General features: G+C 42.9%; 20 protein-coding genes. 18 read left to right on the top strand and 2 right to left on the bottom strand.

Annotated elements, in window-relative coordinates:
• The first annotated feature begins 142 nt into the window (after positions 1-142).
• From secA to DCC39_RS05095, 18 genes are all read left to right on the top strand, one after another.
• On the top strand, positions 143-2,653 hold the full coding sequence (gene secA / locus DCC39_RS05180) for a preprotein translocase subunit SecA (protein ID WP_116553821.1): 2,511 nt from the start codon (positions 143-145) through the stop codon (positions 2,651-2,653).
• A gap of 41 nt (positions 2,654-2,694) precedes the next feature.
• Positions 2,695-3,796, top strand: a protein-coding gene (prfB, locus tag DCC39_RS05175; protein WP_116553820.1) for a peptide chain release factor 2 whose coding sequence is annotated in 2 segments (ribosomal slippage) — positions 2,695-2,766 and positions 2,768-3,796 — 1,101 coding nt in all. Because the reading frame shifts where the segments join, the coding sequence is not laid out codon by codon here.
• 202 nt (positions 3,797-3,998) lie between these two features.
• Positions 3,999-4,403 (top strand): cytochrome c551, encoded by a 405-nt coding sequence (cccB, locus tag DCC39_RS05170; RefSeq protein WP_240613540.1) that lies wholly within the window; start codon positions 3,999-4,001, stop codon positions 4,401-4,403.
• A gap of 503 nt (positions 4,404-4,906) precedes the next feature.
• Positions 4,907-5,593: a cell division ATP-binding protein FtsE gene (ftsE, locus tag DCC39_RS05165; RefSeq protein ID WP_205948469.1), complete on the top strand. Its 687-nt coding sequence runs from the start codon at positions 4,907-4,909 to the stop codon at positions 5,591-5,593.
• The gene (ftsX, locus tag DCC39_RS05160) at positions 5,583-6,476 is read left to right on the top strand and encodes a permease-like cell division protein FtsX (RefSeq protein ID WP_116553817.1); all 894 of its coding nucleotides are present in this window, start codon (positions 5,583-5,585) and stop codon (positions 6,474-6,476) included. Before ftsE ends, ftsX begins: the two co-directional genes overlap by 11 nt.
• A gap of 37 nt (positions 6,477-6,513) precedes the next feature.
• Positions 6,514-7,818: a murein hydrolase activator EnvC family protein gene (locus DCC39_RS05155; protein ID WP_116553816.1), complete on the top strand. Its 1,305-nt coding sequence runs from the start codon at positions 6,514-6,516 to the stop codon at positions 7,816-7,818.
• 339 nt (positions 7,819-8,157) lie between these two features.
• Positions 8,158-9,603 carry a S41 family peptidase gene (locus tag DCC39_RS05150; RefSeq protein WP_165820781.1) on the top strand — a complete coding sequence of 482 codons (1,446 nt, stop codon included), beginning with the start codon at positions 8,158-8,160 and terminating at the stop codon, positions 9,601-9,603.
• An 87-nt stretch (positions 9,604-9,690) separates the two neighbouring features.
• Positions 9,691-10,875 (top strand): PDZ domain-containing protein, encoded by a 1,185-nt coding sequence (locus tag DCC39_RS05145; protein WP_116553814.1) that lies wholly within the window; start codon positions 9,691-9,693, stop codon positions 10,873-10,875.
• Between the two features lie 77 nt (positions 10,876-10,952).
• Entirely contained in the window at positions 10,953-11,687 is a 735-nt protein-coding gene (locus tag DCC39_RS05140) for a polysaccharide deacetylase family protein (protein ID WP_116553813.1), read from the top strand.
• Between the two features lie 246 nt (positions 11,688-11,933).
• Positions 11,934-13,913 (top strand): excinuclease ABC subunit UvrB, encoded by a 1,980-nt coding sequence (uvrB, locus tag DCC39_RS05135; protein WP_116553812.1) that lies wholly within the window; start codon positions 11,934-11,936, stop codon positions 13,911-13,913.
• Between the two features lie 129 nt (positions 13,914-14,042).
• Positions 14,043-16,904, top strand: a complete 2,862-nt coding sequence (uvrA, locus tag DCC39_RS05130; RefSeq protein WP_116553811.1) for an excinuclease ABC subunit UvrA — start codon at positions 14,043-14,045, stop codon at positions 16,902-16,904.
• A gap of 25 nt (positions 16,905-16,929) precedes the next feature.
• On the top strand, positions 16,930-18,030 hold the full coding sequence (locus DCC39_RS05125) for a DUF4097 family beta strand repeat-containing protein (protein WP_116553810.1): 1,101 nt from the start codon (positions 16,930-16,932) through the stop codon (positions 18,028-18,030).
• Positions 18,031-18,393, top strand: a complete 363-nt coding sequence (locus DCC39_RS05120) for a phage holin family protein (protein ID WP_116553809.1) — start codon at positions 18,031-18,033, stop codon at positions 18,391-18,393.
• A gap of 303 nt (positions 18,394-18,696) precedes the next feature.
• A complete protein-coding gene (gene hprK, locus DCC39_RS05115) occupies positions 18,697-19,632 on the top strand; it encodes an HPr(Ser) kinase/phosphatase (RefSeq protein WP_116553808.1) in 936 nt (311 codons plus the stop codon).
• A 26-nt stretch (positions 19,633-19,658) separates the two neighbouring features.
• On the top strand, positions 19,659-20,468 hold the full coding sequence (gene lgt, locus DCC39_RS05110) for a prolipoprotein diacylglyceryl transferase (RefSeq protein WP_116553807.1): 810 nt from the start codon (positions 19,659-19,661) through the stop codon (positions 20,466-20,468).
• Positions 20,469-20,588: 120 nt separating this feature from the next.
• Entirely contained in the window at positions 20,589-21,545 is a 957-nt protein-coding gene (locus tag DCC39_RS05105) for a nucleoside recognition domain-containing protein (protein ID WP_116553857.1), read from the top strand.
• Complete coding sequence (gene ppaX, locus DCC39_RS05100; RefSeq protein WP_116553806.1) at positions 21,520-22,167, top strand: pyrophosphatase PpaX; 648 nt, start codon at positions 21,520-21,522, stop codon at positions 22,165-22,167. Before DCC39_RS05105 ends, ppaX begins: the two co-directional genes overlap by 26 nt.
• A complete protein-coding gene (locus DCC39_RS05095) occupies positions 22,164-22,676 on the top strand; it encodes an acyltransferase (RefSeq protein ID WP_116553805.1) in 513 nt (170 codons plus the stop codon). The genes ppaX and DCC39_RS05095 overlap by 4 nt, the downstream gene beginning before the upstream one ends.
• A gap of 67 nt (positions 22,677-22,743) precedes the next feature.
• Here DCC39_RS05095 and DCC39_RS05090 read toward each other — a convergent pair whose 3' ends face one another.
• Both DCC39_RS05090 and cax read right to left on the bottom strand, forming a co-directional pair.
• On the bottom strand, positions 22,744-23,805 hold the full coding sequence (locus DCC39_RS05090) for a cupin domain-containing protein (RefSeq protein ID WP_116553804.1): 1,062 nt from the start codon (positions 23,803-23,805) through the stop codon (positions 22,744-22,746).
• Positions 23,806-24,232: 427 nt separating this feature from the next.
• On the bottom strand, positions 24,233-25,288 hold the full coding sequence (cax, locus tag DCC39_RS05085; protein ID WP_116553803.1) for a calcium/proton exchanger: 1,056 nt from the start codon (positions 25,286-25,288) through the stop codon (positions 24,233-24,235).
• Positions 25,289-25,549: the final 261 nt, after the last annotated feature.

Below are 25,549 nucleotides of genomic sequence, written 5' to 3'. Positions count from 1 at the left end.
TTTTCGTACAAAATCATTGGGGCGGGGCTGCTTCATTCGTACTTATTGTATATAAGTGAGGGTCTTGTTAAAATAAAAGAATGAACGGTACTTTACTTTAAAGAATAATTTCGCGCATGTCATATAGAGGAGAGCGTTTACGATGATAGGATTATTAAAAAAGGTATTTCCGACTGCGAATGATCGGCAAATTAGCCGGCTGCAAAAAAAGGTGGAAAAGATTGAAGCCTATGCCCCGCGGATGGAAAATCTCTCAGATGAAGAACTAAGAAATAGGACAGAAGAATATAAATCAAGAGTTGCAAAAGGCGAATCATTGGATGACTTTTTGGAAGAAGCATTTGCTGTTGTGAGGGAAGCTGCAACAAGGGTCCTTGGCATGACGCCATTCCCTGTGCAATTAATGGGCGGGATTGTGCTTCACGAAGGCAATATTGCTGAAATGAAAACGGGTGAAGGGAAAACGCTTGTTGCTACGATGCCTGTTTATTTAAATGCCCTCACAGGAAAAGGCGTTCACGTTGTGACGGTGAACGAATATTTGGCGAGAAGAGACGCCGAACAGATGGGGCAGCTTTATGAATTTCTTGGCCTCACTGTTGGATTGAATGTGAGCGGCCTTGACAGTGAAGCGAAGAAAGAAGCATATCAAGCTGATATTACGTACGGTACGAATAATGAATTTGGTTTTGATTATTTAAGGGATAATATGGTGCTGTATAAAGAAGATATGGTGCAGCGCCCGCTTCATTTTGCCATCATAGACGAGGTGGATTCCATTTTAATTGATGAAGCGAGAACACCGCTCATTATTTCCGGTTCGGCAAACAAATCAACCGATCTCTATATCCGTGCGAACCAATTTGTCAAGATGTTGACGAAAGAGACAGACTACACCCATGATGAGAAAACGAAAAATGTCCAGCTTACAGAGGAAGGAATCAATAAAGCTGAGAAGTTTTTTGGCATTGAAAATTTATATGATATTAAAAATGTGCAATTGAACCACCATATTAATCAGGCGCTTAAGGCGCATGTCGTCATGCTGAAAGATCAGGATTACGTCGTGGAAGATGGCGAAGTTGTTATCGTTGATGCGTTTACCGGGCGTTTGATGAAAGGCCGCCGGTACAGCGACGGGCTTCATCAAGCAATAGAAGCAAAAGAAGGACTGGAAATCCAAAGGGAAAGCATGACGCTCGCAACGATTACGTTCCAGAATTATTTCCGCCGTTACGAAAAACTTGCGGGCATGACGGGAACGGCGAAAACGGAAGAAGAAGAATTCCGCAATATTTATAATATGAACGTGATTGAGATTCCAACAAATAAGCCTATTGTACGTATTGACAACCCCGATCTTATTTACAAATCAATGAAAGGAAAATTTGATGCGGTTGTGCAAGAAATCGTGGAGCGCCATAAAAAAGGACAGCCTGTGCTTGTCGGGACAGTTGCGGTCGAAACGTCAGAACTCATTTCCCAATTGCTTAAAAAGAAAGGGATTCCGCATAACGTATTGAACGCAAAAAATCATGAACGTGAAGCGGAAATTATTGAGCAGGCGGGTAAAAAAGGCGCAGTGACCATCGCAACGAATATGGCGGGACGCGGGACGGATATTAAGATTGATGAAGAAGTAAAAAGTCTTGGCGGGCTGTATATTTTAGGTACGGAAAGACACGAAAGCCGCCGGATTGACAACCAATTGCGCGGCCGTTCAGGAAGGCAGGGCGACCCGGGGGAATCCCGTTTCTATATTTCGCTTGAAGATGAGCTGATGCGGCGTTTTGGCTCGGAAAATTTAATGGGCATGATGGATCGCCTCGGCATGGAGGAAGACCAGCCGATTGAAAGCCGCATGGTCACAAAGACTGTTGAATCTGCACAAAAGCGGGTGGAAGGTAACAACTTTGACGCCCGTAAACAGTTGCTACAATATGATGATGTCATGCGCCAACAGCGTGAAATCATTTATAAGCAGCGTGCCGAGGTGCTTGAATCAGACAATTTGCGTGAAGTCGTTGAGAACATGATGAAATCGGTGATTGAACGTGTTGTCAAGCTTCATACGCCTGAAGAAGAAGTTGAAGAAGATTGGGATTTAGAGAGCATTGCAGACTATATGAATGGAACCTTCTTCAGTGAAGGCATGTTATCGAAAACTGATCTAGTTGGCAAAGATCCAGAAGAGATGATCGAACTTTTGTTTGAAAAAGTAAAAAACAAATATGATGAAAAAGAAAAGCAATTGGAACCTGAACGCATGCGGGAATTCGAAAAGGTCATCGTTCTTCGATCGGTTGACAGCAAATGGATGGATCATATCGATGCCATGGATCAGCTTAGGCAGGGAATCCACTTAAGGGCGTATGGACAAAATGATCCGTTGAGAGAGTATCAATTTGAAGGCTTTGAAATGTTTGAAGAGATGATTGCCGCAATTGAAGAAGATGTTTCGAGATACATTATGAAAGCGGAAATCCAGCAAAATTTGCAGCGTGAAAAAGTTGCGGAAGGCACAGCCGTAAACCCGAAAGAAGAAAGCAAGCCGAAGAAAAAACAGCCCGTTCGAAAAGGAAAAACGGTTGGCAGAAATGATCCGTGCCCATGCGGCAGCGGTAAAAAGTATAAAAATTGCCATGGGAAGTAAAAAAGTCGTGTAAAATCATAACAATATAGGGTGGTCTATCTATGGAATTAGCAGAAATTCGAAACGAATTAACGGAAATTGAGCAGAAATTAAAAGACTTTAGGGGGTCTCTTTGACTTAGAAACAAAGACGAAGAAAATTCAAGCGCTTGAAAAAAAGATGCAAGAGCCGAATTTTTGGGATGATCAAAATGCGGCACAATCCATTATCAATGAATCAAATGGATTGAAGGACATGGTCGAGCAGTTCAATGAACTTCAAGACCAGTACGAGAACCTTGAAGTAACCTATGAGTTAATAAAAGAAGAAGACGATCCTGAGCTTCGCGAGGAACTGGAAAAAGAGCTGAAAAAACTAGTCGATTCATTGAATGAATATGAACTTACTCTTCTTCTTAGTGAATCATACGATAAAAACAATGCGATCTTAGAGCTTCACCCAGGGGCCGGAGGAACGGAATCACAGGACTGGGCATCACTCTTGCTTCGCATGTATACGAGATGGGCGGAGCATAAAGGGTTCAAGGTGGAGACGCTAGACTATCTTCCTGGAGATGAAGCGGGTGTCAAAAGTGTGACATTGTTAATTAAAGGGCATAATGCGTATGGGTACTTGAAAGCGGAAAAAGGTGTCCACCGCCTTGTCCGCATCTCCCCTTTTGATTCGTCTGGAAGACGGCATACATCGTTTGTTTCGTGTGATGTCATGCCGGAATTTAATGACGATATTGAAATCGACATTAAACCTGACGAATTAAAAATTGACACCTACCGTTCAAGCGGTGCAGGCGGCCAGCACGTCAACACGACGGATTCAGCCGTAAGGATTACACATCTTCCGACAAACACAGTCGTCAGTTGCCAATCAGAGCGTTCCCAAATTAAAAATAGGGACAAAGCGATGAAAATGCTGAAATCTAAATTGTATAAGCTCCGGATCGAAGAACAGGAAAAAGAGATGGCGGAAATTCGCGGCGAACAAAAAGAAATCGGCTGGGGAAGCCAAATCCGTTCCTATGTTTTTCATCCTTACAGCATGGTAAAAGACCACCGCACAAATGTAGAGATTGGAAACATCCAAAGTGTAATGGATGGGGATATCGATCCTTTTATCAACGCATATTTACGATCGCAGATCTCGTAATAAGGTAATCCTGTTTTTTGATATGAAAAGCCTGTTCTCTGTATAGCTGGAAATAAACAAGGAAAGACTATTGTTACAACTTTGGTAAATTGTTTTATTTCAGCTTGATAATGGGTATAGAATCCATGAAGTTTTGTTGCCCATTTGCTATAGTAGATATTGGGCAAGGAAGCTAGATCACTTTATGAAAGGAGAAAGGACATTGAAAAAAACATGGATTACACTATTTAGTATGTTAATGCTCGCTGTCGTTTTGGCTGCTTGTGGCGGCGGAGGCGACAACGCAAATGACACCGGAACGAATAATGATAACGGCACACAAACTGAAGACAAAAATAACGATGGCAATGGAGATGTAGGCGGAGATGCAGCAGCCGACTATGATGCAGATGAAGCGTCTGCTACATTCCAACAAAACTGTTCATCCTGCCACGGCGGAAACCTCGAAGGTGCAAGCGGGCCTGCTCTTGATGCAGTAGGATCGAAATATTCAAAAGATGAAATCCTTGATATTATTGAAAACGGAAAAGGCAACGGAATGCCTGCAGGCTTAATCCAAGGAGACGAAGCAGAGAACGTAGCTGCTTGGCTGGCGGATAAAAAGTAAATAAGAAAATGAAAAAACACAGCGCACATCATAGTGCGTTGTGTTTTTTTGTTAGGCTTTGTTAAACAATATTGTTGATAACCCTGCGGGTACGATTTACCTTCCGAGAAGCGGGTTTTCCTGACGGAAAAAAGGTTCTCTTCAGGCAAAATCGTCCCCGCTGAGGTTCATAAATCAACATTGGTTATTAACATAGCCTTTTGTTAAGAATGTGAATTCCTTGAAGACTATCTCATTCTATTATATCAGGACTTAAGGACTAATTTATCGGCTGTAACATCCCAGTAACGTTAAATCTGCCCTTTTTAGAGAGGAATTTACAGATTTAGACAATGCAAAAAAGCAAATTTTGTTACTTTTGTAATGAAAATGTAATGTTAATTTGACTCAAAAAGTCGAATAACGGTGCTATAATGGGTTTGGCTAACCAAAAACGAATATTTTTTGTCAAACATTGCTTGAACGAACTTAAGTAATTCTTGCAATACTAGGATGTGATATTTTTGATCGTGATGAAAGACGTTTGGAAGACATATCCAAACGGCGTGATGGCGATTAACGGCATTGACGTACAAATCCAGAAGGGAGAATTCGTCTTCGTCGTAGGGCCGAGTGGTGCCGGTAAATCAACATTTATAAAAATGATTTACCGTGAAGAGAAACCAACAAAAGGCACGATCATCATTGATGATACGAATTTGGCGGAGTTAAAAGAACGCCATGTTCCATATCTGCGCCGTAAAATTGGAGTTGTCTTTCAAGATTTTAAGTTGCTTCCTAAATTAACCGTCTATGAGAATGTTGCTTTTGCCTTGGAAGTAATAGACGAGAAACAGGAAGACATCAAACGCAAAGTAATGGACGTTCTTGAAATAGTAAAACTAAAAAATAAAGCAAGGGCATTTCCTGACGAATTATCTGGCGGTGAGGAGCAGCGTGTTTCCATTGCACGTTCTATCGTAAATAAACCAAAGGTTGTTGTGGCAGATGAACCGACAGGAAATTTGGACCCCGATACAGCATGGGGAATCGTTGATACATTCAAAGAAATCAACGAGAGAGGCACGACAGTTATCATGGCAACACACAACAAAGACATCGTAGATAAAACAAAAAAACGTGTTATCGCTATCGATGGCGGCCGGATTGTCCGGGACGAGCTGCAGGGAGAATACGGTTATGAAATTTAGGACAATAGGACGGCACGTGCGAGAAGGAGTCAAAAATCTTTTCCGCAACGGATGGATGACCTTTGCGTCGATTAGTGCAGTAACCGTTACTCTTTTGCTGTCAGGAGTATTTCTCATTTTGCTCCTTAACATGAATGCCATCGCTTCACAAGTTGAAGATGATGTGGAAGTAAGGGTCTATATCGACAGGTCGGCGGAAAACGACCAAAAAAATATGTTGAAAGACCAAATCGAATCGCTGCCTGAAGTAGCGGAGGTTACATACATACCGAAAGAACAAGGATTGGAAAATTTAATACAAAGCCTTGGCGATGAAGGCAAGGCCTTTGAATCGCTTAAAGATGAAAACCCATTGCGAGATGTGTTCGCCATTAAAACGAAGGAACCGCAAGACACCATTACCGTTGCCAATCAAGCAGAAGACTTTGATTTTGTCGAAGAAGTGCAATATGGCAAAGGAACTGTGGAACGCTTGTTTAAAATATTGGAAGTTTCGAGAAACATTGGTGTTGTTTTAATTATAGGGCTTTTATTTACAGCTCTTTTCCTAATTGCCAACACGATAAAACTAACGATCATTTCAAGGCGAAAAGAAATCGAAATCATGAAGCTTGTTGGAGCCACGAATGCGTTTATCCGCTGGCCATTTTTTGTGGAAGGTTTGCTTCTTGGCCTGCTAGGTTCGATCATTCCAATTGTGGTCCTTATCTTCGGTTACGATTTTATATATAACGAATTTAACGATAAATTAAAAACATTGTTTATCCACATGCTGCCAGTGCATCCATTTGTTACTCAAGTTTCAGTAATTCTTGCTGTGATCGGTATTTTCATAGGAATCTGGGGAAGTTTAACATCAATCCGAAAGTTTTTGAAAGTTTAATAGAAAGATTGTTATGTAAATTGGGGGAGGAATAGCGTTGAACCGAAAGTTGTTGGGAATGTTTTTGTCTACGAGCCTTGTCGCTTCAAGCGTCATTACGATTCCTGGAATGGCACAAGCAAAATCAATTGATGACATCCGAGCGGAAAAGGCTGCAACCAATGCGGAAAAGCAGAAGAAGCAAAGTGAAATTGAAAAATTAAAAAGTGAACAGCAGGCAGTAAAGAACCAGATTGCCAAAATTGATTCACAAATGGCGAAAACCTCGGATGAAATTGTAGCGAAGCAAGAGGAAATTGCTAAAAAAGAAGAGGAAATTGAGAAGCTAAAAAAAGATATTGAAGAATTGGAGATTCGCATCGCTGAAAGGGACAAGCTATTGAAAGAGCGCGTTGCTTCCATGCAAGTGAATGGAGCTGTCAATTATCTTGACGTATTGCTCGGTTCTCAAAGCTTCGGGGATTTCTTGGATCGTGTGCTTGCTTTAAACATCATTGCCGATCAAGACAGAACGATTATTGAAGAGCAAAAAGCGGATTTGGAAGCACTTGAAAAGAAGAAACAAGAAGTGGAAGAAATCCGGAATAAAATTCAAAATGAGCTTGAAAGCCTTAAAAAATTACGGAACGAATTAAAAGCGCAGCTTGAAGAGAAGGATCGCCTCTCAAATGAGCTGGCATCAGAAGAAGAGGATCTTCATGACGAACTTGGCGAAATTGAACACCAGGCACAAATTTTAGCTGCCGAAGAAGCCGCCTATATCCAGCAGAAAAAGGAGGAAGAAGCGGCGCGTAAACGAGCTGAAGAAGCAGCACGAAAACAAGCGTCAGCAGCTAAACAATCAAATGTTGCTTCTGCAGCATCTTCGCCAAGCAGCGTTAAATCTGGTTCTTCGCCAAGCGGATCTTCTTCAAGCAGTGCGCCGGAAGTGAGCCATTCATCATCAAGCGGATTTATTATGCCGGCGTCAGGCAGATTTACTTCTTCCTTTGGTTCGAGGGTCCATCCGATTTCTGGACGGGTGAAAAACCATAACGGAGTCGACATTGCGAATTCAATCGGAACTCCGATTCGAGCCGCTGCATCCGGTAAAGTCATTTATGCTGGCACGATGAGCGGTTATGGAAATACGGTCATGATTGCCCATACGATAAACGGCAAATCGTATACAACGCTTTACGCACATATGAGCGCGTTCTCGGTAAGAAATGGCCAATCGGTTTCCCAAGGCCAGCAAATCGGAAAAATCGGCAACACGGGTGCATCGACTGGACCGCATCTCCACTTTGAAGTTCATCCGGGCGGCTATAAAAATCCGGTCAATCCAATGCAATTTCTATAAGTTCTTGTTCAAAAAAGAGGACAACGAGAGGCAAGAAGGTCGAGGAAGCGTAGCTCTGAGCACCGCAGCGACGAGCGATACTTCTATGTTCCGCTGCGAGTTGCACCGAGGAAGCATGCTTCGGAGCAATACTTGTAGACGCAGGTGCATAACTCCTTTCACAGGAGCGGAAGAGCAAGCTGACGAAGAGATTCGCAGCCTATCGTTCCCGGATTTTTGAACATCCTTAAAAACAAAACATAATGTAAACAAGCCCTGCATATAGTAGAATAAAAGGGAAGCATCACATCAGATGGTGTGGTGCTTTTTTACGTCAATTGTGAGGTGAAAAGGATGAAATTGAAATGGCAGATCGTTGCTGCTCTCGTCATTTTCTCTCTATTTATCGGAGCAGGGGGAACCTATCTAGGAATGACGCTGCTGGATTCAAATGAAGCTACCGTTGATCAAGGCGCAGCGAAAAACTCAAAAAACCAGGCACTGACATCAAAAGAATTGGACAAGATTAAGAAATCATACGAGTTTATTTCGGGGAACTATGTTGAAAATATCGATAACGAAGAAGTGTTGGAAGGCGCGATTAAAGGGATGATTGGGACGCTTAACGACCCTTATTCCGTTTACATGGACGAGGAAACGGTTCAGCAGTTCACTGAATCGCTCGATTCTTCATTTGAAGGGATTGGAGCGGAAGTTAGCATGCAAGGCGGCAAAGTGACAATCGTTGCCCCTTTTAAGGATTCTCCTGCAGAAAAAGCGGGTCTGAAACCAAACGACAAAATTCTGACAATTGATGGAAAATCGATTGATGGGCTTGATCTCTATGAAGCGGTGCTTAAAATACGGGGGGAGAAAGGAACAACCGTAACGCTCGGCATTCAACGGGCTGGGGTTTCTGAACCACTCGATGTTAAAGTGAAACGTGATGAAATACCGATTGAAACTGTGTATGCCGATCAATTTAATATAAACGGGAAAACCATCGGCTTATTGGAAATTACTTCTTTTTCTGAAGAAACGGCGAAAGATTTTCAAGAAGAATTAAATGCGTTAGAAGAAAAGGGCATTGATGGGCTCGTTATTGACGTACGCGGCAATCCCGGGGGCTATCTGGAGAGTGTCGAACATATTTCAAAAATTCTCCTTCCAGGTAATAAGCCTTATGTTCAAATTGAAGACAGGAACGGGAATAAGCAACGGTTGATTTCGTCTTTAAAAGAGAAAAAGCCGTATCCTATCGTTGGGCTCATTGATGAAGGGAGCGCGTCAGCTTCAGAAATATTGGCAGCCGCTTTAAAAGAAGCAGGCGGTTATAAACTCGTCGGTGTAAACTCATTCGGAAAAGGGACGGTTCAACAGACGGTTGATTTAGGCGATGGAAGCAATTTAAAACTCACCATGTTTAAATGGCTTACGCCCGATGGAAATTGGATCCATGAAAAAGGAATCAAGCCAACGGTTAAGGTGGAGCAGCCGGATTATTTTTATGCGAACCCACTTACTGTTGATAAAGAACCATTGGCATATGACATGAATAATGATCAAGTGAAAAATGCGCAAAAGATGTTAGATGGACTCGGATTTGCACCAGGAAGGACAGACGGTTATTTCAGCGAAGAGACAAAACAGGCTGTCATTGCCTTCCAAAAAAAGAACAAACTTGAAGCAACAGGCAAAATTGATGCTGAAACAGCTACTAAACTCCAAGATAATGTTCTGGCAGAAATTCGTGATCGTTCCAATGATCTTCAGTTGAAAACGGCACTTGAACTTGCTGCAGAATAATGCAGGAGAAGCACAAAAAATGTCGAATAAGTCCGCAAAGAGGTTAAGGCTTCATTTGCGGATTTAACTTTTTTGGAGGAAATTTTTATGGTAGCCGATTTTTTTTATGAATTGCTGAACGGGTTTTTGCGTTTATGGATAAATCCTGTTTTTTATATGGCACTGCTGCTCGCTTTTATGTTAGGGATACAGCGTGTAAAAAAAGAGCGTGCGCTCTTTCACTTTCGTGTGTTTGATAGTTTGACAGATGTGTATAGTACGGTAGTTCCTGGTTTGATCACAGGGATCGTACTGTCCATTTTTTTTCTTGGCGTTGGTTTTATGCTTTCAGCAGGCACAATCGTTTTACTAATGGCGATTACGTTTATTTTAAGTTTGGCATTCCGCCCAAATCTTTTAACACCATCTTTCGTTATCCTGCTGGCTGTTTTCGTTGTTTTCTTTCTTCCGGATTGGGAGACTTCATTTCCAATTGCCAATCAATGGATACAGGATGTCCAAGGAACTTCAATGCCCAACTTGTTTTTGCTGCTCAGTGTACTCATGTTCGCGGAGGCTTTCCTTATTTTGTTTCAAGCAAAGCGGTGGCCGTCTCCGAGGCGAATGAAGAGCAAACGCGGAAGAGTTGTCGGGGGATTTGAGACGAGGCGAATTTGGCTTGTGCCAACATTTTTGCTTGTTCCGGGCTTAGGGATAGAACGCATCGATTGGTGGCCAATCTTTGGATTAGGCGAATCATTTCGTTTCTTGCTCGTTCCTTTTGTAATTGGATTTCGGCATTTCCAAACGTATACATTGCCTAAGCAATCTACCGTTCGTGAAGGGAAACGGTTAACGATTGTTGCCATTGTTGCGCTTGCCGCTTCTGTTTTATCGGTGTTCTATGACTTGCCGTCCGTAGCGATCGTTGGGATTGCCCTGTCGTTTGCAATGCGCATTTTTCTTTTCTACCTTGCGAAAAAAGCAAATCATGACAGGCCTTTCCGGTTTGCCGAACAAAATAACGGCATCATGGTTTTAAGCATTATCCCAAAAACACCCGCTTCTGAGATGAATCTACAAGCAGGTGAAATCATCCGAAAGGTGAATGGCATAAGCATCCGTAGCGCTGCAGAATTTTATCAAGCGCTGCAGCAGTCGAATGCAGCTTTTTGCAAGTTGGAAGTCGTTGATGAGAATGGGGAGGTGCGCTTTGAACAGCGCGCACTCTATCATGATGAGCATCATGAACTTGGATTGATTTTCGTAGATGAATCCAGGGAGTTTAATTAAAACATGTTAGAAATCATAATATATCCACGGTATTTAGGAACAATAAAGATACAACAGGAGATAAAGCGAGGATTATTATGAAAAAGGTTGCGATGTTGTTAGTATGTTTTTTGGTCTTAATTCTGCCATCACAAGTTTTTGCCGTGAGAAACGTACCGATCTTAGTTTATCATTCAATCGACGAGTTTAGTGGCCATGGCTCGAAGGAGTTATACGTAACCCCGGAGAATTTTGAGAAACAAATGAATTATTTGCGTGAGCATGGTTTTACATTATTAACTTTTGAGCAATGGTATGAAATTGATAAAGTAAACAAACCTATTTTCATCACCTTTGACGATGGATACAAAAACAATCTGAATGCATTTGCCATCTTTCAAAAACTAAAAAACGAAAGTTTTAAACCAGCAGGTACCATTTTTGTAATTTCAGACTTCATCGGCCGCTCCAATCGATTATCGAAATCGGATTTAAAAATGCTGGCTAATTCGGGCTTATTCTCAATCCAGTCTCATACGGCCACACATCCTGATTTGACGAAAATCAAAAATTACAAATATGAATTAAAAGAGTCCAGAGATCACATTCAACAAATAACGGAAAAGCCAGTTATTGCCCTTGCGTATCCGTACGGAGACTTCAATGAAAAGGTTATAGAAGAAACGAAAAAATACTATTTGTTTGGATTGACGACAACGCCTGAACTATTTTCCGAAAAGGGCACGAAAGACGAACGCTATCTTTTACCAAGAATTTATATTAAATATTCAACAACTCTTGACGAATTTTCGAAGATCGTTGAAGGAGGTTAACGCGGTTACTTTAAAGGTAATCGCTTTTTCTGTGTTTATTTCTTTTTTCGATTAAAGTTTCATGCCGGGCTATGTTGCCTTATTAGGATACAAATTCCATTCGTTATTGAAATAATTGTTTATGGATTACGTGAGGAGAGGGTTAGCCGGAAATTGATCCCGAATACCAGTTCGTTTTATTTGCTTTGGATCAGTGCTTTCGTGGTATAATTGCCTTACATTAAATGTTTTTGATGGGGGTTTACCGTGAACAATACATTTGAACTTGTATCAAAATACAAACCCGAGGGAGATCAGCCGAAAGCGATTGAAAAGCTTGTCGAAGGGGTCAATCAAGGCAAACGCTATCAAACGCTTCTTGGTGCGACAGGAACGGGCAAGACGTTCACAATGTCAAATGTCATACAAGAAGTGAATAAACCAACTTTAATCATCGCACACAACAAAACGCTTGCGGGCCAGCTGTACAGTGAGTTTAAAGAGTTTTTTCCGAATAATGCGGTTGAATACTTTGTCAGCTATTACGACTACTATCAGCCTGAAGCGTATGTGCCGCAATCGGATACGTATATCGAGAAGGACGCAAGCATCAATGATGAAATTGATAAGCTTCGCCACTCTGCGACAAGTTCACTATTTGAACGAAATGATGTGATTATTGTCGCAAGTGTGTCGTGTATTTACGGTTTAGGTTCACCGGAAGAATACCGAGAGCTCGTTCTTTCGATTCGAACCGGCATGGAAAAGGACCGCAATCAACTTCTACGTGAACTTGTTGACATCCAATATGCCAGAAATGATATAAATTTTACGCGCGGGACGTTTCGAGTTCGTGGCGATATTGTTGAAGTGTTCCCGGCTTCCCGGGATGAGCGCTGCATTCGAATTGAATTTTTCGGCGATGAGATTGATCGAATCACTGAAGTTGATGCACTGACAGGTGAAATTCTTGGCCAGCGTGATCATGTCGCCATCTTTCCGGCATCCCACTTCGTTACCCGTGAAGAAAAAATGAGAATCGCTATTGAACGGATTGAGGCAGAGCTGGAGGAACGCCTTCAAGTGTTGAAGGCGGAGAATAAGCTGCTTGAAGCACAGCGTTTGGAACAGCGGACACGCTACGATATCGAAATGATGAAAGAGATGGGTTTTTGTTCGGGAATTGAAAACTATTCCCGCCATTTGACATTGAGGGAAGCAGGAGCAACACCGTATACGCTTCTCGATTATTTTCCGAAAGATTGGCTTGTTATGATCGATGAGTCCCATGTCACGCTTCCGCAAATACGCGGCATGTATAACGGTGACCAGGCAAGGAAGCAAGTGCTTGTTGATCACGGGTTCAGGTTGCCGTCAGCACTTGATAACAGGCCGCTTCGATTTGAAGAATTTGAAGAAAAGGCGCCACAGTTAATTTTTGTTTCCGCAACGCCTGGGCCATATGAGTTAGAACATACCCCGAAAGTTGTTGAACAAATTATCAGGCCGACGGGCTTATTGGATCCAACCATCGATGTACGCAAAAGTGAAGGACAAATCGATGATTTGCTTCATGAAGTGAATGTACGGGTCAAAAAGAATGAACGCATCCTTGTGACAACATTGACGAAGAAAATGGCAGAAGACTTGACCGATTATTTAACGGAGATGGATATCAAGGTCCGTTATTTGCACTCGGAGATTAAAACGCTTGAACGGATTGAGATTATCCGCGATTTGCGGCTCGGCGTATTTGATGTGCTTGTCGGGATTAATTTGTTACGGGAAGGCCTGGACATTCCTGAAGTGACGCTTGTTGCGATTCTTGATGCGGATAAAGAAGGGTTTCTCCGTTCAGAACAATCGCTTGTACAAACGATTGGGCGGGCGGCTAGGAATGTGAACGGCCATGTCATTATGTATGCTGATAAAATCACAAAGTCAATGAATTACGCGATTTCTGAAACGAAAAGGCGCCGGGAGATTCAAGAAGCGTTTAACAAAAAGCATGGCATTACACCGATGACCATTCAAAAAGAAGTCCGCGATATCATCCGTGCAACCGCGGCTGCGGAAGAATCTGAAACATACAGTGCTTCGAAAGCATTATCGAACATGTCGAAAAAAGAACGTGAGAAAACAATTCAAAACTTAGAAAAGGAAATGAAGCAGGCAGCAAGAGAGCTTAATTTTGAACGAGCCGCAGAATTGCGCGATCTTGTTCTTGAGTTGAAGGCAGAACGTTAATTAAACATGAGAGGTAGTTCAAAAAGTCCGGAGGTTCACAGGATGTGAATTGAGCTCTTTTTGTCCTCCTTTTTGCATAAAAATTTTATTTAAGTTTATGAACATGTTGGAACAGGAAGGATGGAAACGATGGCAGTAGACAAGATTGTCGTAAAAGGTGCCCGCGTCCACAATTTGAAAAATATTGATATCGACATACCGAGAGATAAGCTTATTGTCCTGACAGGTTTATCAGGATCGGGGAAGTCTTCCCTCGCATTTGACACGATTTATGCAGAAGGGCAGAGGCGCTATGTCGAGTCGCTCTCAGCCTATGCGAGGCAATTCCTTGGGCAAATGGATAAGCCTGATGTGGATGCGATTGAAGGGCTGTCTCCCGCGATTTCAATTGACCAAAAGACGACGAGCCGAAACCCGCGATCGACTGTCGGAACAGTGACAGAAATCTACGATTATTTACGGTTGCTGTATGCACGAATCGGCCGGCCAATTTGTCCGAAGCATGGGATTGAAATCAGTTCCCAAACGATTGAACAGATGGTTGATCGGATTATGGAGTATCCGGAGAGAACAAAGATGCAAATCCTCTCACCAATTGTTTCAGGACGGAAAGGCGAGCATGCCAAAATCCTTGAGAATATTAAAAAGCAAGGGTTTGTCCGGCTGCGTGTCGACGGGGAAATGCGTGAAATTACGGACGACATCAACCTTGAAAAAAATAAAAAGCATACGATTGAAGTTGTCATTGATCGAATTATCGTAAAAGATGGCGTTCAGGCAAGGCTGGCCGATTCACTTGAAGTGGCCCTTGGCCTGGCGGATGGCCGCGTGATTGTTGATGTGATCGGTGATGAAGAACTGCTTTTCAGCCAACACCATGCTTGTCCTTATTGCGGCTTCACAATTGGCGAGCTTGAACCGAGACTGTTTAGCTTTAACAGTCCTTTTGGCGCTTGTCCAACTTGTGACGGGTTGGGACTGAAGCTTGAGGTGGATGTTGATCTCGTCATTCCAAACTGGGATCTTTCGTTAAATGAACATGCGATTGCGGCATGGGAGCCGACAAGCTCGCAGTTTTACCCTCAGCTTTTGAAGAGTGTTTGCAACCATTATGGCATTGATATGGATGTGCCGGTGAAAGATCTTCCAGACGAAGCGATGGACAAGGTATTGTATGGAAGCGGTGGAGAGCGCATTTATTTTCGGTATGAAAACGAATTTGGCGTTGTAAGGGAAAACCGCATTCCTTTTGAAGGTGTCATTGGTAATATCGCACGCCGTTTCAAAGAAACAAGCTCTGACTTTGTACGGGATCAAATGGAAGGTTATATGGCGCAAAAGCCATGCCCAACATGTAAAGGCTATCGCCTAAAGAAAGAAGCGCTCGCTGTAAAAATAAACGATCGGCATATCGGTGAAGCCACAAACCTATCAGTCAATGATGCGCTTGATTTCTTTAACCAGCTGGTGCTGACTGAAAAAGAAATCGCAATTGCCCGCCTTATTCTTCGTGAAATTTCCGATCGGCTCGGCTTTTTGAACAATGTTGGCCTTGATTATTTAACATTGAGCCGCTCGGCGGGAACGTTGTCGGGTGGAGAGGCCCAGCGGATTCGGCTTGCCACCCAGGTCGGCTCCCGCTTAATGGGGGTTCTTTACATTTTGGATGAACCGTCCATTGGTTTGCATCAACGCGATAACGACCGGTTGATTGCGACACTTGAAGAAATGCGGAACCTCGGCAATACGCTCATCGTTGTTGAACACGATGAAGACACAATGATGGCCGCTGATTATATTATTGATATCGGTCCCGGTGCGGGAGCGCATGGCGGTGAGGTGATTGCCGCTGGGACGCCTGAAGAGATTATGAATGACGCAAATTCCCTTACAGGCCAATATTTGTCAGGGACTAAATTTATTCCTGTTCCATTGGAGCGGCGCAATGGAACGAAACGGTTCCTTGAAATTGTTGGAGCTGCAGAAAATAATTTAAAGAATGTGAACGTAAAAATTCCACTTGGTGTTTTTACATGTGTGACAGGTGTCTCAGGTTCAGGAAAAAGTACACTTGTCAATGAAATTTTGTATAAAAAACTGGCGCAGCAATTAAATCGGGCAAAAGTGAAGGCAGGGGCGCATAAAGATATAAAAGGCCTGGAAGAGCTTGAGAAAGTGATCGATATCGACCAATCGCCAATCGGAAGGACACCGCGTTCAAACCCAGCGACGTATACAGGGGTTTTTGATGATATTCGCGATGTGTTTGCCCAGACGAATGAAGCGAAAGTAAGAGGCTATAAAAAAGGCCGGTTTAGCTTCAATGTGAAGGGTGGACGCTGTGAAGCGTGCCGCGGAGATGGTATTATTAAAATTGAAATGCATTTTCTTCCGGATGTATATGTCCCATGTGAAGTTTGCCACGGAAAGCGTTACAACCGCGAAACGCTTGAAGTTCTTTACAAGGGGAAGAATATTGCCGATGTGCTTGGTATGACGGTGGAGGAAGCGTTGGAATTCTTCACAAACATCCCTAAAATTAACCGAAAGCTTCAGACGCTTTATGATGTCGGTCTAGGCTACATTACACTTGGACAATCAGCAACCACACTGTCTGGCGGAGAGGCGCAGCGCGTCAAGCTTGCAAGCCAGCTGCACCGCCGGTCAAATGGCAAAACATTATACATTCTAGATGAGCCGACGACAGGGCTTCACGTCGATGATATTTCCCGCTTGCTCAACGTGCTTCAGAGGCTTGTAGAAAACGGGGATACCGTACTCATCATTGAACATAATCTTGACGTCATCAAGACGGCTGATTATTTGATTGATTTGGGGCCTGAAGGGGGAGATAAAGGCGGACAAATTGTAGCGACAGGTACACCGGAGCAAGTTGCAGAAGTTGAGAAGTCGTACACTGGAAAATATCTCAGCCCGATTTTAAAACGTTACAGGAAACGGACAGAAGAAAAACTAAAAATCCATATCTAGATTTTAATAGAAAGGTGTGAACTACATGGGCGATGAACGAAAGATGATATTACAGATGCTCCACGATGGGAAAATTACGGCTGAAGAAGCGGAACGGCTTTTAAAAGTTTTGAACGAGCCGGCTGCTGAACAGAAGGTTGAGGAAAAAAGCAAGCCATCTGAAGCTCCGCCTTCTGAGTTTGTTGATTGGAAGGGATGGGAAAACCGAAAACAGTCGTACAAGCAAGCGTCAGGCGGATTGAAAATTTCCCAGTATATTGAAAGCTTCATCCAAAAGTTAAAAGACGTTGATTTCGATTTTAATTTCGGAACGTATGAAACAGTGAACCATATTTTTCAAGATCACCCAGAAGAAGTGAACAGAATCGAAGTTGACGTTAAAAATGGTTCTGTCGAATTCTCGCCTTGGGACGAAGACTTTGTCCAGGTTGATTGTGAAGTAAAAGTGTACAAAGTGGCAAGCAAAGATGAAGCAAGGGAAAAGTTCATAAGGGAGACCCTTTTTGAAACAGTGAACCATAAACTTCTGTTTGCTTGTGAACCAAGGGACATGAAGGTTACGGCAACAATCTACATTCCTAAAAAAACCTATGAATCGATCGATCTTTCCATATTTAACGGAGATATGAATGGCCAGGTGTTTAAAGCGAAAAATCTTCACGCTAAAACAGTGAACGGAAGCATAACCTTTCAAGGATTGGATGTTGAAAAAGCGGAACTTGAAACTGGAAATGGAACCATATCCGTCGAAGGGAAAGCGGAAGATATTGAGCTTGAAACACTGAATGGGCCGATAAAAGCAGTGGGCGCTTTCCGCGATTTGGATGCCGAAACGTTTTCAGGTTTGATCACGGCTAAACTAAGCGAACCAGGCGTTATTTCGCTTAAATCGACGACGGGCAATGTCCGCGTATCGGTACCGAAACACATGCAAATCAATGGAGAGCTTGTGACAGCATTTGGCAGCCTCAATTGTGAGGTTGGCTCCTTTGAAGTTTTACGGGAGAAGAAAGAAATGGCGCAGCGCCTGTTGAAGTTTGTTTCAAACAAAAGCTCCACTTCCATCCTGACCCTTGAAGCGAATACAAAAACAGGTGCCATTACGGTAACGGAGCAAGAGGGATAAATGCTTCGTAATTGGATCATATCCCTCTTCATTAATAGCGTTGTCCTTATCGTTGTCGCTGGTTATTTTCCAACTATTCATTTGGAGGGAATCGGCGCCGCTATCCTAGCGAGCATGATCCTCTCATTGATGAATATTTTTGTAAAGCCGTTCTTAATCTTATTAACATTGCCTGTCACAGTATTAACGCTTGGGTTGTTTCTTATCGTTATCAATGCGATTACGTTAATGTTCACATCTGCGCTAATGGGCGATTTGTTTGTCATTGAGGGCTTTGGCTCAGCCATCCTTGCGGCCATCGTCATTGCTTTGCTCAATTTGGCCATTCAAAAAATCATTATCGAACCACTGCAGAGAAAATAATCAGCCGCTCATCAAATGTGTATTGGCATATTTGCGGCTTAGATTGTATCTCAGCGGCGTTACTAGGCTCCTTCCATAAGCGGGAGTTAAGTGCCGCCAAGCTTCGAAATAAAGGAGGCTAAGGTTCAGGTGGCGTAAAATCCATCTGAACCAAGCTTTATAGAAACTTGCTCTTTAGATTCTCTCCGGAAATCTTCGGCATCGAACGGAGACTTCAACGCTCTTTTTATAAAGGGCGTTTTTTTCATGTGAAAACCTGCTAAAATAGAAAAAGAGTTGTTTGGGCGTTAGGAGGGTTCAACGTTGGCAAAAGTACGTACAGAAGATTTAATCGAAAGGTTTCAGCTAGAGCTGATCAGCGGGGAGGATGGGCTTCATCGTCCTATCATTACGAGTGATATTTCGCGGCCTGGTATTGAAATCGCAGGCTTCCATATTTATTATCCCGCGGAGCGGCTTCAATTGTTAGGAAGATCGGAGCTTTATTTCTTTGATACGCTTGAAGATCATGTAAAAAGGGAACGCGCACGGAAAATTTGCAATGATGAAACGCCTGGAATTATCATTTCACGCGGTTTAGATGTTCCAAAAGAGCTTATTGATGCGTCTGAAGAAAAAGCAGTCCCAGTCATGCGTTCCCAAATGACAACAACACGTTTAGTCAGTAAATTGACAAACTTTTTGGAAAGTAGGCTTGCCCCTACGACAGCCGTTCATGGTGTCCTTGTCGATATTTATGGGATTGGCGTTTTAATTACTGGAACGAGTGGCGTTGGTAAAAGTGAAACAGCGCTGGAGCTTGTCAAGCGAGGCCATCAGCTTGTCGCCGATGATTCAGTTGAAATTCGCCAAGAACAGGAGAATACCCTTGTAGGAACAGCGCCGGAGCTTATTAAACATTTGCTTGAGATTAGAGGACTCGGTATTATCAATATTATGACATTATTTGGGGCGGGCGCGATTCGAAACCATAAAAAAATCTCCCTTGTCGTCCATCTTGAACTTTGGAATCCGAATAAAACATACGATCGTCTCGGGCTTGATGAAGATCGGATGAAAATTATAGATACGGAATTAACGAAACTGACGATTCCTGTTCGTCCCGGTAGAAACCTGTCCGTTATTGTAGAGGTCGCTGCTATGAATTTTCGCTTGAAGGGAATGGGGATGAACGCGGCGCAGGAATTCTCTGACAGGCTGTCAGATGTCATTGAAGAAGGGGAATTTGAAGAATACTAAGTTTATCCAGAATCGGAGTGAAAAAGATGGAAACCCAAATCGAACCACTTAGCAGGATTGCTATTCAATTAGGCCCGCTAAAAATCTATTGGTATGGCGTTATTATCGCGACAGGTGTCATCCTTGCCCTTTGGCTGGCAGTAAGGGAAACTGAACGGCTCGGTATGCCGAAAGATCTGTTTATTGACTTGCTGATGTGGGCAGTGCCCATTGCCATTATCTCCGCGCGAATTTACTATGTCGCATTTGAATGGAGTTATTATTCCGAGCATCCCGAGAAAATTATTGCCATTTGGGAAGGGGGCATTGCCATCCATGGTGCGCTCATCGGTTCGGTGATCACCGCGATTGTTTTTGCGAAAAAGCGGGGCTTGTCATTTTGGAAGATTGCGGATATTGCCGCACCAAGTATTTTAATTGGGCAGGCGATTGGGCGCTGGGGAAACTTTATGAACCAGGAAGCTCACGGGGGTCCTGTCACACGCGAATTTCTTGAAAATCTTATGCTTCCAGATTTTATTATTAATCAGATGTATATTAAAGGGACGTATTACCACCCGACATTTTTATATGAATCGCTTTGGAATTTCCTTGGTGTCCTTATTTTATTGCTGCTGCGGAGGGCAAATTTGCGGCGCGGGGAATTATTTTTAACGTATATCATTTGGTATTCAATTGGCCGCTTTTTTGTTGAATGGCTCAGGACAGATAGCTTAATGTTGACGGAAACGCTAAGGGCTGCGCAAGTGATGTCAATCGTGCTCATCGTTTTAAGCATCGCACTTATTTTTTACAGGCGATATAAGGGCTATGCCTCAAAACGGTATACGGATTAAAAAACGTTTTTCTTCCCATTTGCGAAGGAGCACGCTATTACACCGAGCTTCAGGGCATGTTAGTAAGATGCAGGTGCCAATGAATATTTAAGCAGCCTCTTTAAAAAGGAAGTGAAATCAATCGGAACATTAAAGCGCGGTTTGAAAACAGGCTTACATACAACGTGGAGCTTAGGGAAAATTATTTTTCCGGTGACGATTGCTGTTTCAATTCTTCACTATACGATTGTCCTTGAGTGGATCATTAAAGCGGTTAAGCCCCTCATGTCACTTTTTGGGTTGCCTGGCGAAGCGGCCATTCCTCTCGTTCTTGGAAACATCTTAAATCTTTATGCGGCAATTGGTGCGATGCTAACGCTGGATTTAACGGTAAAGCAAGTGTTTACTATTGCTTTAATGCTATCTTTTTCACATGCTCTCCTCGTGGAATCAAGCATAGCAGCGAAAGTTGGGGTAAATCTATGGCTTGTTGCCGCCATTCGAATTGTGCTTGCTTCTTTGTTTGGCTGGATCGTGAATTTGGCATGGCAAGGCGGGGCTGAACAGGCTAGTTTTGGCTTCATCCAGCATTCGAGTGAGGAAATAAGCGGATGGTTCCCCATTGTAACGAATGCTGTCCAACAAGCGTCAATTGGGATTTTTCAGCTTGCAATGATTGTTATCCCGCTCATGATAGCCATTCAGTGGCTGAAAGAAATGAAATGGGTCGACAAATTTTCGAATGGGATGTCGCCTTTTACAAGAATGCTTGGTATGAAGAAAAACACATCAACGACACTGGCAGCAGGCATTTTGTTTGGCATTTCTTTTGGAGCGGGGGTTATGCTTCAAGCCGCCAAGGAAGACGGCGTCGCGAAAAAAGATCTGTATTTGGCGTTTATTTTTCTAGTGACTTGCCATGCTGTTGTTGAAGATACGCTTATCTTTTTACCACTTGGCATTCCTGTCTGGCCGTTGTTGCTTATCCGTCTAACCGTTGCGATTATCTTAACAATTGTAACGGCTTCAATCTGGAATCGAATCGAAAAGCCGCAAAGAAAGGAATATGATTATGAAAATAGACACGGTGCTCTTTGATTTAGATGGCACGCTTATTGATACGAATCATTTAATTCTTGAATCGTTCAAACATACGCTTCAACATTTTTTTCCAGATGAATATGAAGACATTGATTTAATGCCTTTCGTCGGTGAGCCGCTTATCGAGAGCTTTAAACGATTTAACTCAAAACGGGCCAAAGAAATGGTTGAAATCTACCGAAAGCATAACTTGGAATATCATGATTTGCTTATTCAAGAATTTGATGGAGTGTTTGAAACCGTACAAGAGCTTGACAGGCTCGGGATAAAGCTTGCGGTCGTTACAAATAAGCTGCGCCCTTCCGCATTAAAAGGGCTTGAACTGACAAAGCTCAACCAGTTTTTCGATGTTGTCATTACCCTTGACGATGTGGCAAGGGCGAAGCCGCATGCCGAACCGTTGGAAAAGGCAATGGCGCTTCTTCAATCTGAACCAGAAACAACGCTGATGGTTGGGGATAGCCAGTTTGATATTGAAGGAGGCAAGCGGGCAGGAACTTATACTGCCGGTGTCGCTTGGTCGCTGAAAGGGAAAGAATTTATTATCGCACAAAAACCAGACTTCATTATTGGCAAAATGCCTGAGCTGCTTGATATTGTTGGTGAAAAGGCAAAATGAGAAGGACAGAGCGCTACCATGTCAATGGAGAAAACTCGCTTTGGCAATTGTATAAAACGGTATCCTTCTGGAAAGTTGCAAAAAATGTAATCATCATCGAACTGTCAAGAATCACACCATTTTTCCGATTGAAAAACTGGCTTTTCAGGACATTTCTTCGTATGGAGATAGGTGAACATACGGCCGTGGCTTACAAAGTTGTCATGGATATTTTGTTTCCTGAACGAATTAAAATCGGCAGCAATACAGTCATTGGCTTTAATTCTACTGTTCTTGCCCACGAGTATTTAATTGATGAATACCGTATCGGAGATGTTATTATCGGAGACGGTGTAATGATTGGGGCAAACAGTACCATTTTGCCCGGGGTTATGATAGGGGATGGAGCCGTCGTTTCAGCGAGTACACTCGTCCACCGCGATGTGCCCGCTGGTGCATTCGTTGGCGGCAATCCCATGCAAATCATCTATACGAAAGAACAAATGGAACAACGGAAAAAAGGACGGTAATATTGAAAAAAGAGTATGGCAGTTCAGTTTTAAAACGTTGCCATGCTCTTTCTATTTTTTTCGCTACTTAAAACCAAATTTGTTCATCTGTTGTACTTGGTGGTCCAATCGTCAACGTTTTTCTTATTGACGTTAGTTCCTTGTCTAATTTCTCAGCATTGATGCCGTAGGCTTGCTCATATACACGAGGCGGTGTCAGCCGCAGCACATCGGATCCTTCGACTGATTCAATTTTTCCATCGTTGAAGAACACGAGAAGATGCGTTTTTTCCGTGACGGGAATGATCCAATGCCACCATCCTTTTGGAATAAAAACCACCTGTCCGGCTTGTACATTACCGCTTATTAATTGGAGTGTAAACGGGTTAAGAATAGAGATGGTAACCTGGCCGGAAATGATGTAATCAAACTCATCTGCATTCGGGTGCCAGTGGGGTTCTCGGATATGGCCTTTCGTAAGAAAGAGGTCTCCAAGTGATAAATCATGCATTAAAGGGATTTGCCTACAGGTCACTTTAAAAAGCAAGCTGTCGTCCCTGCGGACGCTAAGATTTTGCCTAAGATCGAAGAAAAGAATCGGTGAACTGCTAGGCATGATGTTTCCCATCATATTCAACTCTTCCGTTAAATGGGGGTTCTCTGGCCCAATCACGACACGTTCGGTAATTGGCGCAAGCAATTTCGCAAACGCTTTGGCGTCGACTCCGTAAGCTAATTGGAAAACTTCAGGCGGCGTTTTCTTTAATACATCAGGGCCTTCGATTATTTGGCGGTCTGCGTTGCTGAACGTTTGGACAATATGCACTTTATCCGAAATGGCAGAAACCCAGTGCCACCAGTTGATCGGAATGTAAACGACCTGGCCTCTTTTTACATGATAGGATAATAGCCGGTGCCTTAGCGGATCGAGAACAGAAATCATTGCTTCGCCAGCTGCGACGTAATTTAATTCCGCAGCATTTGGATGCCAGTGGGGAGCCTGTATATGCCCTTTTGTGAGAAACAAATCATCCAATCCTATTCGGTTTAGCACAGGTAATTGAGCTGATGTCACTTCGAAAATAACATTCTTGGAATTCTTCTGAAAAAACACAGCGCGGTTCTTTAAGAAGAGATTGGGTGCACCCAATATTTCTTTCCCCTTTTCCTTATTTTACGATTCGGATTATTCATTTGGAATGCTCTACTCCTGTATGCTTAACATTTGAAATTTACATTTCCATTGTATTTATTATGAAGTAAATTTATTACCTATAAGTGTGTGTTCAAAAAGGAGGACAACGAGAGGCAAGAAGATCGAGGAAGCGTAGCTCTGAGCACCGCAGCGACGAGCAATACTTCTATGATCCGCTGCGAGTTGCACCGAGGAAGCATGCTTCGGAGCAATGCTTGTAGACGCAGGTGCATAACTCCTTTCAATTAAGTGAGGAGCGGAAGAGCAAGCTGACGTAGAGATTCGCAGCCTCTATAAGGAAGTTCGACTAAAAAGCATCACGTCCTGTGATAACGTCGAACTGACTTACCTCCTGTAAGCTTCCGGACTTTTTGAACAACCCCTACAAGAAATAAAAACCAACCCCCATAATGAGATAGGCAGCAAGCATGGTAAGGCCTTCAAACCAGTTTGTCTCACCGTCAATCGAAACGGCGATCGTTAAAATAACAGATAACACCATGGCAACAAGCTCCGGCAATGTAAAAATAAGCGGCATTGGCTTAGAGAATAGAAGAGAAATAAGCACGAGAACAGGTGCAACGAACATCGCGACTTGAATGGAAGACCCAATTGCAATTTCAACGGCAACATTCATTTTGTTTTTAAAAGCCATAATGACCGCAGAAGCATGTTCGGCGGCATTTCCAACGATGGCTACAATGATGACGCCGATAAACAGTTCAGTCCATCCAAACGTATGGCCCACCGTTTCAAAAGTAGAAACAAGCCTCTCCGATACATACGCCACAGCTAGTGTCGCAGCAAACAACACAAGGATTGCTTTCAACTTAGACCATTCCGCTTCTTCATCATGCGCCGCTTTGTCTGAACGGTGTTGGTAAACCCCTCGGTGTGTCACAAGTTTAAAGATAAGGGCGGCAATATAAAGAACGATCATAATAATAGCGATCCATATACTTAATGTTAAAGTTTCACGTTCTGAGAGCTGTATCGAGAACACTTCAGGAAAAATAAAAGCAACAACAACAGAAAAAATCAATAGTCCTGAATTGTGCCTCGCATCGTAAACGTTAAATTCTGGGCGTTTAAATCTTATTCCTCCAACGAGAAATGACAAACCAGCGACGAGAAGCAAATTGCCGATGATCGAGCCTGTAAGCGATGCAAGCACAACACCGAGCATTCCGGCCTTTAAAGCAAAAATAGAGATAATAAGTTCAACGGCATTTCCGAATGTGGCGTTCAAAAGCCCGCCAATCCTTGGCCCGGCATGGATAGCAAGACTTTCAGTCGCCCTTCCCATAAAAGCCGAAAGGGCAATAATCGTTACACAGTAAATAATAAACATTAAGATTTGTGACCAATTCAACAAGCTTCCTGCAACTGAGATAGGAACACCGACAAGTACCATTAGAAAAAACAATCGATTCATTATCTATCCTCCGTTATCGAAATCCTCATATAGAGGTTGTTCAAAAAGGCACTGAAAATCCGCGGCGCATCTCTTCGTTACGGTCTAAAAAACCTTACTCATGTACCAAAAAACGTACACTCCGCCGGTTTTTTACCCCGTGCCTCGATCTGCTTGCGTCTGATTCAGCCCCTTTTTGAACACTCACATATAGTTAACAGTACCCGTATTTATGAAAAATAATGTGTTCAAATTCAATTCACACATCGATAAGATAGTTGACTG

The organism is Pueribacillus theae, from assembly GCF_003097615.1.
In the GTDB taxonomy this organism is placed as follows: domain Bacteria; phylum Bacillota; class Bacilli; order Bacillales; family UBA6769; genus Pueribacillus; species Pueribacillus theae.
Note: the sequence above shows the minus strand (reverse complement) of the source record. Positions and strands in the feature narration are given on the sequence as shown.